At 64.5% G+C, this 11,936-nt stretch carries 17 protein-coding genes; 7 read left to right on the forward strand and 10 right to left on the reverse strand.

The genetic code is table 11. The features are described 5' to 3' along the window. Positions 1 to 20 precede the first annotated feature (20 nt). On the reverse strand, positions 21 to 473 hold the full coding sequence (locus HZR81_RS11655) for a thioesterase domain-containing protein (RefSeq protein ID WP_024162031.1): 453 nt from the start codon (positions 471 to 473) through the stop codon (positions 21 to 23). A 179-nt stretch (positions 474 to 652) separates the two neighbouring features. Beyond that, positions 653 to 1,054, reverse strand: coding sequence for a YkgJ family cysteine cluster protein (locus HZR81_RS11660; RefSeq protein ID WP_020306829.1), 402 nt, complete (start codon positions 1,052 to 1,054; stop codon positions 653 to 655). Positions 1,055 to 1,258: 204 nt separating this feature from the next. Between HZR81_RS11660 and HZR81_RS11665 the strand changes: the two genes are divergently transcribed. The 5 genes from HZR81_RS11665 to HZR81_RS11685 all read left to right on the forward strand — a co-directional run bounded on the left by HZR81_RS11665 (position 1,259) and on the right by HZR81_RS11685 (position 6,399). Continuing rightward, positions 1,259 to 3,709: a glycogen/starch/alpha-glucan phosphorylase gene (locus tag HZR81_RS11665; RefSeq protein ID WP_500128175.1), complete on the forward strand. Its 2,451-nt coding sequence runs from the start codon at positions 1,259 to 1,261 to the stop codon at positions 3,707 to 3,709. Positions 3,710 to 3,891: 182 nt separating this feature from the next. Next, a complete protein-coding gene (locus tag HZR81_RS11670) occupies positions 3,892 to 4,902 on the forward strand; it encodes a class 1 fructose-bisphosphatase (RefSeq protein WP_108241351.1) in 1,011 nt (336 codons plus the stop codon). A 3-nt stretch (positions 4,903 to 4,905) separates the two neighbouring features. Beyond that, positions 4,906 to 5,508, forward strand: a complete 603-nt coding sequence (locus HZR81_RS11675) for a DUF924 family protein (RefSeq protein ID WP_500128176.1) — start codon at positions 4,906 to 4,908, stop codon at positions 5,506 to 5,508. A 72-nt stretch (positions 5,509 to 5,580) separates the two neighbouring features. Then, complete coding sequence (gene bamE / locus HZR81_RS11680) at positions 5,581 to 5,835, forward strand: outer membrane protein assembly factor BamE domain-containing protein (protein ID WP_063541632.1); 255 nt, start codon at positions 5,581 to 5,583, stop codon at positions 5,833 to 5,835. A gap of 27 nt (positions 5,836 to 5,862) precedes the next feature. Further along, on the forward strand, positions 5,863 to 6,399 hold the full coding sequence (locus HZR81_RS11685; protein WP_102839430.1) for a lipocalin family protein: 537 nt from the start codon (positions 5,863 to 5,865) through the stop codon (positions 6,397 to 6,399). Positions 6,400 to 6,420: 21 nt separating this feature from the next. Here HZR81_RS11685 and HZR81_RS11690 read toward each other — a convergent pair whose 3' ends face one another. Beyond that, the gene (locus tag HZR81_RS11690; RefSeq protein ID WP_063541636.1) at positions 6,421 to 6,846 is read right to left on the reverse strand and encodes a hypothetical protein; all 426 of its coding nucleotides are present in this window, start codon (positions 6,844 to 6,846) and stop codon (positions 6,421 to 6,423) included. 78 nt (positions 6,847 to 6,924) lie between these two features. Between HZR81_RS11690 and pip the strand changes: the two genes are divergently transcribed. Both pip and dtd read left to right on the forward strand, forming a co-directional pair. Then, the gene (gene pip / locus HZR81_RS11695; RefSeq protein ID WP_125868661.1) at positions 6,925 to 7,899 is read left to right on the forward strand and encodes a prolyl aminopeptidase; all 975 of its coding nucleotides are present in this window, start codon (positions 6,925 to 6,927) and stop codon (positions 7,897 to 7,899) included. Beyond that, positions 7,896 to 8,333: a D-aminoacyl-tRNA deacylase gene (dtd, locus tag HZR81_RS11700; RefSeq protein WP_500128177.1), complete on the forward strand. Its 438-nt coding sequence runs from the start codon at positions 7,896 to 7,898 to the stop codon at positions 8,331 to 8,333. Before pip ends, dtd begins: the two co-directional genes overlap by 4 nt. Positions 8,334 to 8,336: 3 nt before the next feature. Here the strand turns inward: dtd and HZR81_RS11705 are convergent, their stop codons facing one another. The 7 genes from HZR81_RS11705 to hisI all read right to left on the reverse strand — a co-directional run bounded on the left by HZR81_RS11705 (position 8,337) and on the right by hisI (position 11,893). Continuing rightward, positions 8,337 to 8,756, reverse strand: a complete 420-nt coding sequence (locus HZR81_RS11705) for a UPF0158 family protein (RefSeq protein ID WP_102839434.1) — start codon at positions 8,754 to 8,756, stop codon at positions 8,337 to 8,339. 165 nt (positions 8,757 to 8,921) lie between these two features. Continuing rightward, the gene (locus HZR81_RS11710) at positions 8,922 to 9,629 is read right to left on the reverse strand and encodes a 16S rRNA (uracil(1498)-N(3))-methyltransferase (protein WP_500128178.1); all 708 of its coding nucleotides are present in this window, start codon (positions 9,627 to 9,629) and stop codon (positions 8,922 to 8,924) included. Then, a complete protein-coding gene (gene tatC, locus HZR81_RS11715; protein WP_102839436.1) occupies positions 9,626 to 10,429 on the reverse strand; it encodes a twin-arginine translocase subunit TatC in 804 nt (267 codons plus the stop codon). Before tatC ends, HZR81_RS11710 begins: the two co-directional genes overlap by 4 nt. Next, the gene (gene tatB, locus HZR81_RS11720; protein ID WP_102839437.1) at positions 10,426 to 10,848 is read right to left on the reverse strand and encodes a Sec-independent protein translocase protein TatB; all 423 of its coding nucleotides are present in this window, start codon (positions 10,846 to 10,848) and stop codon (positions 10,426 to 10,428) included. The genes tatC and tatB overlap by 4 nt, the downstream gene beginning before the upstream one ends. 70 nt (positions 10,849 to 10,918) lie before the next feature. Further along, positions 10,919 to 11,152, reverse strand: a complete 234-nt coding sequence (gene tatA, locus HZR81_RS11725) for a twin-arginine translocase TatA/TatE family subunit (protein ID WP_003303029.1) — start codon at positions 11,150 to 11,152, stop codon at positions 10,919 to 10,921. A gap of 20 nt (positions 11,153 to 11,172) precedes the next feature. Then, positions 11,173 to 11,505 carry a phosphoribosyl-ATP diphosphatase gene (locus HZR81_RS11730; protein WP_011911574.1) on the reverse strand — a complete coding sequence of 111 codons (333 nt, stop codon included), beginning with the start codon at positions 11,503 to 11,505 and terminating at the stop codon, positions 11,173 to 11,175. Next, positions 11,498 to 11,893, reverse strand: a complete 396-nt coding sequence (gene hisI, locus HZR81_RS11735) for a phosphoribosyl-AMP cyclohydrolase (RefSeq protein ID WP_102833503.1) — start codon at positions 11,891 to 11,893, stop codon at positions 11,498 to 11,500. The genes HZR81_RS11730 and hisI overlap by 8 nt, the downstream gene beginning before the upstream one ends. Positions 11,894 to 11,936 lie beyond the last annotated feature (43 nt).

The raw sequence follows: 11,936 nt of genomic DNA on the forward strand, positions 1-11,936 counted from the left end.
GCTCAGGCGCAGCCGAGCAGTTACTTGTGCAGCACGAACTGCCCGGTGAAGCGCACGGCATCGCGACCGTCGGCGGCGAGGATGCGGCTGTGTAGTTCCAGGCGCGAGCGCCCGCGCCGGCGATAGATCGCCTCGAAACGTTCCCAGGCCTCGGGGCTCGGTGCCGAACAGATGGCCATGGCGTCGTCGACCACCGGCAGCGGGTATTCGATCTTGCCTTCGTGGATGACGATGTGGCCGTCTTCGATGCCGGCTTCGCGCAGGCGCAGATGCAGCCAGCCCCAGCCTGCCAGTACGGCGGCGCAGTAGAGGCTGCCGCCGAACATGCTGCTCTTGTGATTGATGTTCGGCTGCAGCGGCACCTGCAGGCGCAGCTCGTGGTTTTCCCACTGCTCGACACGCAACCCGAGCGAGCGGGTCAGCGGAATGTCGTGATGGAGGATGGCTTCCAGGTAGCGGCTATCGCGGCTCATGCCGGGTAGATTCCTAAACGTTGCGAAGATACAGACAGACGCCAAGCATGACTCCTGAGTCACGCTTTGGCCAGTCCGTTCAGGCATTAGGCCGGGGTCGCCAGATCCGCTGCGCGCCCGGCCCTGCGTGCCCCGGGCCGGTGCCGTGGCGGTTGGGGGTGACGTTCGCTGGTGCGCCGCTAGCCGTTGGTCTTGCTGCGATAGGCGCAGTAGCCGGGGCGTGGCCCGATGCGCGGATGGTTGCGGCAGGTGTCCGGCCGCTTGGCATAGACCGTGCAAAGGCGCGTCTTGCGGTCCAGATAGAGGCAGTCGCCATTGGTCAGGCGCGTCAGCGTGAAGATTTCGTGCTTGTGATTGAAGTGCTCGACGATGCCCGCCTTGCTCAGGCGCTTGGCGATGTTCTTCGCCGGCTCGTCGCGCTCGAAGGCATCGACCAGTTCCAGGCGGATCAGGTCGTCGATGCGCACTTCCACCGGCAGGGTGCAGCAGGTCGCGTGGCAGTCACGGCACAGGCCGGCGCTGTAGCGTACCCAGGTTTCCAGGCGTTCCGGGTCGGCGGAGGCGATCAGTCTTGTCTTCACGGGATGTCTTCAGGTGCGGTTGGGCGCGCGGATCATAGCGGCTCGCGCGCCGATTACCAGTGCCTTCCGGCGCCGGTGACCGGACAGGCGGTAGCGCAGATGTAAAGGAAACCTGCAACCCTTTTTCAGGAACGCCGAACGGAGGTGAACGGGCGCGGCTGCCGCGAGTCCCTCTTGTGTGTCTTCGCTAACCGAGGTCTGTCCATGACGCAGGAATCAGCCAACGCCACTGCCCAAGAAGTCGCCGCTTTCCGTGAGCGGGTTTTGCGCAAGCTCACCTACTCGGTGGGCAAGGATCCGGAGAACGCCTCCGACTATGACTGGTTCCATGCGGTCGCCCTGGCGACCCGCGACAGCACCATCGATCGCTGGATGGATTGCACGCGCGAGGCCTATACCGGCGGGCAGAAGCGGGTTTACTACCTTTCCCTGGAGTTCCTGATCGGCCGTCTGCTGGTGGACAGCCTGAGCAACCTGGGCCTGTTCGAGGTGGCGCGCGAGGCGCTGGCCGGGCTGGATGTGGACATCGATCGCATCCGTCTGCTGGATCCGGACGCGGCGCTCGGCAACGGCGGCCTCGGGCGGCTCGCGGCCTGTTTCATGGAGAGCATGGCGACCCTTGGTGTGGTCTCCCACGGCTATGGCATTCGCTATGACCACGGCCTGTTTCGCCAGGCGATCGTCGACGGCTGGCAGCACGAGCAAACCGAGACCTGGCTAGATTTCGGTAACCCCTGGGAGTTCGAGCGCTCCGAGGTGAAGTATCTGATCGGCTTTGGCGGCAGCGTCACGGCGGCCACCAACGAGAAAGGCGAGGTCCAGCATTTCTGGCACTGGGCCGAGAGCGTGCGGGCGATCGCCTACGACACGCCCATCGTCGGCTGGCGCGGTGCCGGGGTGAATACGCTGCGCCTCTGGCGTGCGCGTCCCGAGGCGGATTTCCATCTGGCGCGCTTCAATGCTGGTGACCACATCGGCGCCGCGGCGGAAAAGGCCCGCGCCGAGAGCATCTCGCGGGTGCTCTATCCGGCCGACAGCACCGAGGCGGGGCAGGAGCTGCGTCTGCGCCAGGAGTACTTCTTCGTTGCCGCCTCGCTGCAGGATCTGCTGCGCCGCCATCTCAAGCAGCGCGGCTCGCTGGACAGCCTGCCCGACTACACCTCGATCCAGCTCAACGACACCCATCCGGCGATTGCCGTGGCCGAGCTGATGCGGCTGCTGGTCGATGTGCACAGCTACGAATGGCAGCACGCCTGGAGGCTGACCATCGCCACCCTGTCCTACACCAACCACACCCTGCTGCCCGAGGCCCTGGAGACCTGGCCGGTGGGGCTGATGGAACGCCTGCTGCCACGGCATATGCAGATCATCTACCTGATCAATGCCTACCACCTGGACAACCTGCGCGAGCGCGGCATCCACGACGCCGAGCTGCTGCGCTCGGTGTCGCTGATCGAGGAGGAGCACGGCCGGCGGGTGCGCATGGGCAACCTGGCCTTCCTCGGTTCGCACAGCACCAACGGCGTGTCCGGTCTGCATACGCAGCTGATGCGCAAGACCGTGTTCACCGACCTGCATCGGCTCTACCCGCAGCGGATCAACAGCAAGACCAATGGCATCACCTTCCGCCGCTGGCTGTATCAGGCCAATCCGCAGCTGACCCAGTTGCTGGTGGAGCATGTCGGCGAGGAGGTACTCGATGAGCCGGAAACCCGCCTGCGCGAGCTCGAACCCTTTGCCGAACAGGCCGCGTTCCGCCAGCGCTTCGCCGAACAGCGGCTGGCCAACAAGCGTCATCTGGCCAATGTGATCCAGGAGCGGCTGGGTATCAGTGTCGATCCGAGCGCGCTGTTCGATGTGCATGTCAAACGCATCCACGAGTACAAGCGCCAGCTGCTCAACCTGCTGCACACCGTGGCGCTGTACCAGGCCATTCGCTCCGATCCGGGCGGCAACTGGGTGCCGCGGGTGAAGATCTTCGCCGGCAAGGCGGCCGCCAGCTATCACCAGGCCAAGCTGATCATCAAGCTGACCAACGACATCGCCAACACCATCAACGCCGACCCCACCGTCCGTGGGCTGCTCAAGGTGGTGTTCCTGCCCAATTACAACGTCAGCCTGGCCGAGGACATCATTCCCGCGGCGGACCTGTCCGAGCAGATTTCCACCGCCGGGCTCGAGGCTTCCGGCACCAGCAACATGAAGTTTGCCCTCAACGGTGCGCTGACCATCGGCACCCTCGACGGCGCCAACGTGGAGATGAGCGAGCAGATCGGCCTGGAGCACATGTTCATCTTCGGGCTCACCGCGCAGGAAGTGAATGTGCGCAAGCAGGCCAACGAATACAACGCCGAAGCCATCATCGCCGCTTCGCCGCGGCTGGCCGAGGTGCTTTCGGCCATTCGCGGCGGTGCCTTCTCGCCGGGTGACGCCGGGCGCTATACCGGCCTTGTTGATGGCATCAGCTGGCACGATACCTTCATGGTCTGCGCCGATTTCGAGGCCTACTGGCAGGCCCAGCTGGAGGTCGAGGAGCGCTGGCGCGATCCGGCCCGCTGGTGGCGTTCCTCGGTGCTCAATACCGCGCGCACGGGCTGGTTCTCGTCCGATCGCACCATCCGCGAGTACGCCCGGGAAATCTGGAAAGTGATGTGACGGCAGGCCCGCCGGCGCTTTTTCGCTGGCGGGCAGCCGGAACCTGCGGGGCGTTGCGCTCGTGCTGGCAATCTGCTCGCCGCTGCGCTGAACTCTGCGGGGGGCGAACCGGTCTGAGGGGAGTTAGTTTTCCTACGGCCTGCTAAACTGCGCGGGTTTATCCTTCCTCCGGAGCCATTTCCATGTCACGCGTAACCCTCAGTCGCTACCTCATCGAGCAGACTCGCAGCAACAATACCCCGGCGGATCTGCGCTTTCTCATCGAGGTCGTGGCGCGTGCGTGCAAGGCGATCAGCCACCAGGTTTCCAAGGGCGCGCTGGGCGGCGTGCTGGGCAGCGCCGGCAGCGAGAACGTGCAGGGCGAAGTGCAGAAAAAGCTCGACGTGCTCTCCAACGAAATCCTGCTGGAAGCCAACGAGTGGGGCGGCCACCTGGCCGGCATGGCTTCCGAGGAAATGGACAACGCGTACCAGATTCCCGGCAAATACCCGAAGGGCGCCTATCTGCTGGTCTTCGACCCGCTGGACGGCTCCAGCAACATCGACGTGAACGTCTCGGTCGGCACCATATTCTCCGTGCTGCGCTGCCCGGATGCCTGCTTCAGCCAGAACGACGCTCTCGGCGAGGAAGCCTTCCTGCAGCCGGGCACCAAACAGGTCGCCGCCGGTTATGCCATCTACGGCCCACAGACCATGCTGGTGCTGACCCTCGGCCATGGCGTCATGGGCTTTACCCTCGACCGCGAGCTGGGCAGCTTCGTGCTCACCCATGAGAACCTCAGCGTGCCGCAGAGCACCGCCGAGTTCGCCATCAACATGTCCAACCAGCGCCATTGGGAAGAGCCGGTCAAGCGCTACGTCAGCGAGCTGCTAGCCGGCAAGGAAGGCCCGCTGGGCAAGAACTACAACATGCGCTGGATCGCCTCGATGGTCGCCGACGTGCACCGTATCCTCACCCGCGGCGGCATCTTCATGTACCCGCGCGACGCCCGCGAGCCGGACAAGGCTGGCAAGTTGCGCCTGATGTACGAGGCCAACCCGATGTCGATGATCATCGAACAGGCCGGCGGTGCCGCCACCACCGGTTCCCAGCGCATCCTGGAGATCCAGCCGGATTCCCTGCACCAGCGCGTGCCGGTGTTCCTCGGCTCGAAGGAAGAAGTCGAGCGCGTCACCGGCTATCACCAGGGCTGACCGGTGCAGGCGCCCTGGCAGGAGTTGCTCCACTGGTGGTTCGGCCAGGGCACCAGCGCAAGCGAGATCGCGGCTGAAAAGCAGCGCCTCTGGTTCGGTTACCGTCCAGAGCAGGATGCCGAGGCCCGCGAACGCTTCGTCGCACTGGTCGAACAGGCGCTGGACGGAGAGTTGCAGGACTGGGCCGAACTGCCCGAGGGCTGGCTGGCCTTGGTATTGCTGCTCGACCAGCTGCCACGCATGATCCACCGCGACACCCCGCGGGCCTTCGCCGGCGATGAGCGCGCACAGCAGTTGGTCCGCGATGGTTTGGCCCATGGCGGCGACATGCTGCTCTCGCCGATCCAGCGGGTATTCATCTATCTGGTGCTGGAACACGCGGAGAACCTGGCGGTGCAGGATCTGGCTGTGGCGCACTTCACGGCCCTGCGCGACATCGCTGCCGAGCACGAGCAGGTGCTGTTCGCCGGCTTTCTCGACTATGCCGAGCGCCATCGGGACGTCATCTCCCGCTTCGGCCGCTTCCCGCATCGCAACGCCATTCTCGGACGTCGCAGCAGCGACGCCGAACGATCATTCCTGCAGCAGCCGGGTTCGTCGTTCTAGCGTGCCGCCGTCGTAGCGCTGCAGAAACCTCGCTCGGCAATGCTGAACTTAAAAAGAAGCAAGGAGCTCGATATGTCATTGCGTACCCCATTGCTGATTGTCTGCACGGCTCTGCTGGCCGCCTGCAGCCCGATCACCCAGGAGAACTTCGCCAAGCTCAAGCCCGGCATGGAGCGGGTGGAGGTGGAGAAGCTGCTCGGCAAGCCTTCGGAATGCGCCGGCGCGCTGGGCATGTCCAGCTGTACCTGGGGTGAGAAGAACCGCTTCATCAGCGTCCAGTTCGCCGGCGACAAGGTGATGATGTTTTCCGGCAAGGGGCTGCAATAACCGCTGATGCAACCCTGGAGATATCCGATGCGTGCAAGTGTCGCCCTGCTGTGCTTGATGATGCTGTTGAGTGGCTGCGTGGGAGGCGGGCGTGAACGGCCGCCGGAAACCGTGGGCGAGGTGAATCTCGAGCGCTACCAGGGCACCTGGTACGAGCTGGCACGCCTGCCGATGTTCTTTCAGCGTGACTGCCTGCGCTCCGAAGCGCACTACCAGTTAAAGGATGATGGCCATGTCGCGGTGACCAATCGCTGCGAGACGGAAGATGGCGAATGGCAGGAAGCAAAGGGTGAGGCGGTACCGCAGGAGGCAGGGCGCACCGATCGACTATGGGTGCGCTTCGATAACTGGTTCAGCCGGCTGTTCCCCGATCTGACCAAGGGACACTACTGGGTGCTCTACCTCGACGAGGGCTACAACACCGCGCTGGTCGGCAGCCCCGACCGCAAGTACCTCTGGCTGCTTGCGCGCGACGCCGAGGTCGACCAGGCGACGCGGGAGCGCCTGCTCAGCGAGGCCGAACGCAGGGGCTACGACACCTCCGAGTTGATCTGGCGGCGATGAGCGTTCAGCGCTCGGCGCCGCTCACTGCCATTGCAGGCGCGCCAGCTGCCAGTTGCCGTTCTCCTGTCGCCATTCCAGCCTGACCTGATAGTGCCCGGCCTGCTGCGGCAACAGCGCCTCGGCGCCGGTCAGCGCAACCTGCGCTTCGGTATAGCCGCGGTCCGGGTAAGTCGCATCGATCCAGCTGCGCTGGCTCAGGGCGATCACCCGGACGTTGCGGTGGCGCAGGAACATCAGCGTCGCCGTGCGCCGCGCCCATTCCTGATCGTACTGCCGCTGGGCCTGGAAATCGGCGTGCAGCAGCGCCATCAGCTCCCCGGTCTGCTTGCTCTCCAGGCTCGTCTGCAGCTGTTCTGCCGCGCGCTGCAGCGCCGCCTGCGGATCGTCCCGTCCGCAGCCGACAAGTGCCAGCAGTACCGCCAGCGCCGCTATTTTCCATGCTGACATGCTCAACTCCCCGAACCTCGCTATGATGCCGCAAACGTCATGCGGGCCGGCCGGCCCGCCGCAGATCAGGAGTGTGCCATGCAGCCCTTGTATCCGGAGATCAAACCCTACGCCCGGCACGAGCTGGCGGTGGAAGAACCGCATGTGCTCTATGTCGACGAGAGTGGATCGCCGGACGGCCTGCCGGTGCTGTTCGTCCACGGCGGCCCCGGCGGTGGTTGCGACGCCATCAGCCGGCGCTTCTTCGATCCGACCCTGTACCGCATCATCACCTTCGACCAACGCGGCTGTGGTCGCTCGACACCGCATGCCAGCCTGGAGAACAACACCACCGCGCACCTGATCGCCGACATTCAGCGCATCCGCGAGCATCTGGGTATCGACAAGTGGGTGCTGTTCGGTGGCTCCTGGGGCTCGACGCTGTCGCTGGCCTACGCCCAGGCCTTCCCCGAACACGTGCACGCGCTGATCCTGCGTGGCATCTTCCTCTGCCGGCCCGAGGACCTGTCCTGGTTCTATCAGGAAGGCGCCAGCCGGTTGTTCCCTGATTACTGGCAGGATTTCCTCGCGCCGATTCCGCCCGAGGAGCGCGATGATCTGATGTCAGCCTTCTATCGTCGCCTTACCGGCAGCGATCAGATCGCCCAGATGCACGCGGCCAAGGCCTGGTCGTGCTGGGAGGGCCGCACAGCGACGCTGCGACCCAACTCCAACGTCGTCGAGCGCTTTGCCGATCCGCACCGGGCACTGTCGATGGCGCGCATCGAGTGCCATTACTTCGTCAACCACGCCTTCCTTGAACCCGATCAGCTGCTACGCGACATGCCGAAGATCGCCCACCTGCCAGGCATCATCGTGCATGGCCGCTACGATGCGATCTGCCCGCTGGACAACGCCTGGGCACTGCACCAGGCCTGGCCCAACAGCGAGCTGCAGATCATCCGCGATGCCGGGCACTCGGCGGCGGAAGTCGGTATCACCGATGCGCTGGTCCGTGCCACCGGTGAGATCGCCCACCGCCTGCTCGACCTGCCGCCGGCGGATGCCGAATGAAGGGGCTGATCCAGCGCGTTCGCCAGGCGCGGGTCGAGGTGGCTGGCGAGGTGGTCGGCGCCATCGATCAGGGTTTGCTGGTGCTGGTCGGTGTCGAGCGCGAAGACGATCAGGCGCGCGCCGACAAGCTGCTGCACAAGCTGCTCAACTACCGGGTGTTCAGCGACGAGCAGGGCAAGATGAACCGGTCGCTGAAGGACATCGGCGGCGGCCTGCTGCTGGTTTCGCAGTTCACCTTGGCCGCCGACACCCGCAGCGGCCTGCGCCCGAGTTTTTCCAGCGCGGCGCCACCTGCGCAAGGCGAGGCGCTGTACGACTATCTGCTGGCGCAGGCGCGCGACCAGCATCCCCTGGTTGGCTGTGGGCGCTTCGGCGCGGAGATGCAGGTACATCTGGTCAACGACGGCCCGGTGACCTTTCTCCTCGAAAGCTGAGCTTCAGTGGCGCATCGGTTCCAGATCGTTGTCGCGCAACCAGGTAATAGCGTATTCGCGTAGCTGTACGGTCTGGTAGCGCAGCCAGGCCTCCCTGACGTCGGGGAAGTCCTCCAGCTTGAAATCGAAGGTGCGTAGCGGCTTGCGCCCCTTGAGCGCATTGCTGAGCACCGCATGGGCGATGGGATCGTGCTGGGTGAACAGGAAGGCCTCACGCATGGCGATCGATTGCGCGAGATCCAGTGGTTCGATGTGCAGGTAGCGGTCCTCCTTGACGTCATACTTCTCCATGGCCCCGGGAGGAGGATCACCGGGAAAGATCGCGCGAATTTCGCCGCTTTCCAGATCCAGGTAGTACTCGGCGATGTCGCGTCCGTCCAGAGCATATTCCAGACGGTGCATGTCGATAGTCAGTGGTCGCATGGCAAGAACGGCTCTTTTAGGGATTCGTTGGAATGTCGAGGCCGCGGCGCAAGCGCGCCGAGGCGTGAGCAGTCCCAATCTCTGACTCCCTCGTACCGGCTGGGTGCGTTACGTTCATCGGCGTGCAGCTGGCACCGGTCGCTTTCGATCGAAACGATCCCAGGGTCAGAACAGCCGTGCCAGCAATGCGGTGACCGCCGTCTCCACACGCAGGATGCGATCACCCAGCTGCACCGGCTGCAGGCCGGCGGCGGCGAGCTTGTCCACCTCATACGGAATCCAGCCGCCTTCCGGACCGATCGCCAGGGTGACTGGCTCGCTGAGCGCGCGAGGGCAGGGCGGGAAATCACCAGGGTGGCCGACCAGGCCGCAGGTGCCTGCCGCCAGCTGCGGCAGGCGGTCTTCGACGAAAGGCTTGAAGCGCTTTTCGATGACGACCTCGGGCAGCACGGTATCGCGCGCCTGTTCGAGGCCGAAGATCAACTGCTCGCGAATGGCGGACGGTTCGAGGAAGGGCGTTTGCCAGAAGCTCTTTTCCACTCGGTAGCTGTTGAGCAGGACCAGTTTTGGTACACCCATGGCGGCGACGGTCTGCAGCACCCGGCGCAGCATCTTCGGTCGTGGCAGCGCCAGCAGCAGGGTCACCGGCAGCTTGGCCGGTGGTGGTTGATCGAAGCTCACCTGCAGCTCGGCCTCGGTGGCGTCCAGGCGCAGCAACTGGCCGCTGCCGATATTGCCGCCAACCAGGCCAACCTTCAGGTGCTCGCCAGCCTCGGCACGATGTACCTCGCGCATGTGGGTCAGGCGGCGGTCGCGCAACAGGACCCGGTCACCGGCGATGAAGTCGGCCGGTTCGAGCAGCAACAGGTTCACGGGCGCGGCGCGGGCGGCTGGTCGCTGGCTTCCGCTTCGTCGTCCTCGGCGTCGCCGCGGAAGGGCTCTTCACGCTTCTTGACCATGCTGCCGCAAATCACGCCGGCTTCGAACAGCAGCCACATGGGCACGGCCAGCAGGGTCTGCGAAAACACATCCGGTGGCGTCAGCACCATGCCAATGGCGAAGCAGCCGACAATCACGTACGGGCGGCTCTTGCGCAGGGTCTCCACATCGACGATGCCGACCCAGATGAGCAGGAAGGTCGCCACCGGAATCTCGAATGCCACACCAAAGGCGAAGAACAGGGTGAGGACGAAGTCCAGGTACTGGCCGATGTCGGTCATCATCGACACGCCCTCGGGCGTCACGCTGGCGAAGAAGCCGAACATGATCGGGAACACCACGAAATAGGCGAAGGCCATGCCGGCGTAGAACAGGAAGATGCTCGACACCAGCAGCGGCACGGCGATGCGCTTCTCGTGCTTGTACAGACCGGGGGCGATGAAACCCCAGATCTGATGCAGGATGATCGGCATGGAGAGGAACAGCGCGACCATCAGGGTCAGCTTGAACGGCGTCAGGAACGGCGAGGCGACGCCGGTGGCGATCATCGTCGCGCCTTCGGGCAGATAGGCCCGCAGCGGCGCGGCGACCAACGCGTAGATCTGTTGTGAGAAGTAGAACAGCCCGGCGAAGAGCAGGGCGATGGCGACCACGCAACGCAGCAGGCGCTTGCGCAGCTCGGTCAGGTGCGCGACCAGCGGCATTTCCTGGTCGTCGATGGAAGGCTTGCTCATGGTTCGGATGGTCTGTCGGAGCGAAGGGGCTGAGCGGTCTCGGTGCCAGGAGCGGGTGGGTTCGCAGCGGGCGTCAGCGTATCGCTGGAACTACTGCTTGCTGTGCTCGCGGCCTGGCCGGCGCCGTCTGCGGACGTCGGCGGGGTTGTGGCGGTCGGACTGCTGGAGGGCGACGGCGGCATGATGCTCTGCTTCATCTCCCGCTCCAGATCGAGGATGCGCTCGTTGTGCAGTTGCCGGCGGATCTCGTCGGCACCGATCTCGCGCTCCACCTCGGCCTTGATGTTGCTGAAGCTGCGTTTCAGCCGGCCAACCCACAGTCCCGTGGTGCGAACCGCACCGGGCAGGCGTTCCGGACCGAGCACCATCAATGCCACCAGGCCGACCAATAGCAGTTCGGTGAAACCGATATCGAACATCAGGACGTGCTCACATCAATAGGGAGAGCGGCCGGGCAGCGAAGGTCGCCGCTCGGCCGCATGGAACGTATCACTGGTCTTTCTTGGTCGGTTCTTCGACCTTGCGCGCCTGTGCGTCAATGGTCTGGTTCTGCTTGTCCTCGACGCCGGGCTTCTCCTCGTCGGTGCCCATGGATTTGCGGAAGCCCTTGATCGCATCACCGAGGTCGGAGCCCAGGCCCTTGAGGCGCTTGGTGCCGAACAGCATGATGACGATGAGCAGGATGATCAGTAGTTGCCAGACGCTGATGCCGCCAAAACCCATGGTGATATCTCCGATGTGAATCAAGTTTGCGGACGCGCGGCTTTTTCCGCGTGTCCGGAGAGACCGAAGCGTCGATCCAGTTCATCCAGCACGGCCTGCGGGTGCTGGCCGAGAGCGGCGAGCATGACCAGGCTGTGGAACCAGAGATCGGCGGTTTCGTAAATCAGGTCGCTGGAGTCGCCACTGACGGCGGCATCCTTGGCGGCGAGGATGGTTTCCACCGATTCCTCGCCGACCTTCTCGAGAATCTTGTTCAGGCCCTTGTGATACAGGCTGGCGACGTAGGAGCTGTCCGGCGCCGCGCCCTTACGGGCCTCCAGCACCTCGGCCAGGCGGGTGAGGGTGTCACTCATGCTTGTGCTCCGCGTAGATGGCGTTCGGGTCCTTGAGAACCGGCTCGACGACTTTCCAGGCACCGTTCTCGAACACGCGGTAGAAGCAGCTTTCGCGCCCGGTGTGGCAGGCGATGCCGCCGATCTGTTCGACCATCAGGATGATCACGTCGGCGTCACAGTCCAGGCGCAGCTCGTGCAGCTGCTGCACGTGCCCGGACTCCTCGCCCTTGCGCCACAGCCGGTTGCGCGAACGCGACCAGTAGATGGCGCGGTTTTCCTGCGCGGTCAGCGCCAGGGCTTCGCGATTCATCCAGGCCATCATCAGCACGCGGCCGGTCTTGTGGTCCTGGGCGATCGCCGGCACCAGACCGTCGGCGTTCCAGTTGATTTCGTCCAGCCAGTTCATCGGATTCTCCGCTCAATGGGCCAAGTGTGCCAGCCTGCACCAG

Source organism: Pseudomonas sp. LM13 (assembly GCF_041381355.1).
GTDB classification, from domain to species: domain Bacteria; phylum Pseudomonadota; class Gammaproteobacteria; order Pseudomonadales; family Pseudomonadaceae; genus Stutzerimonas; species Stutzerimonas frequens.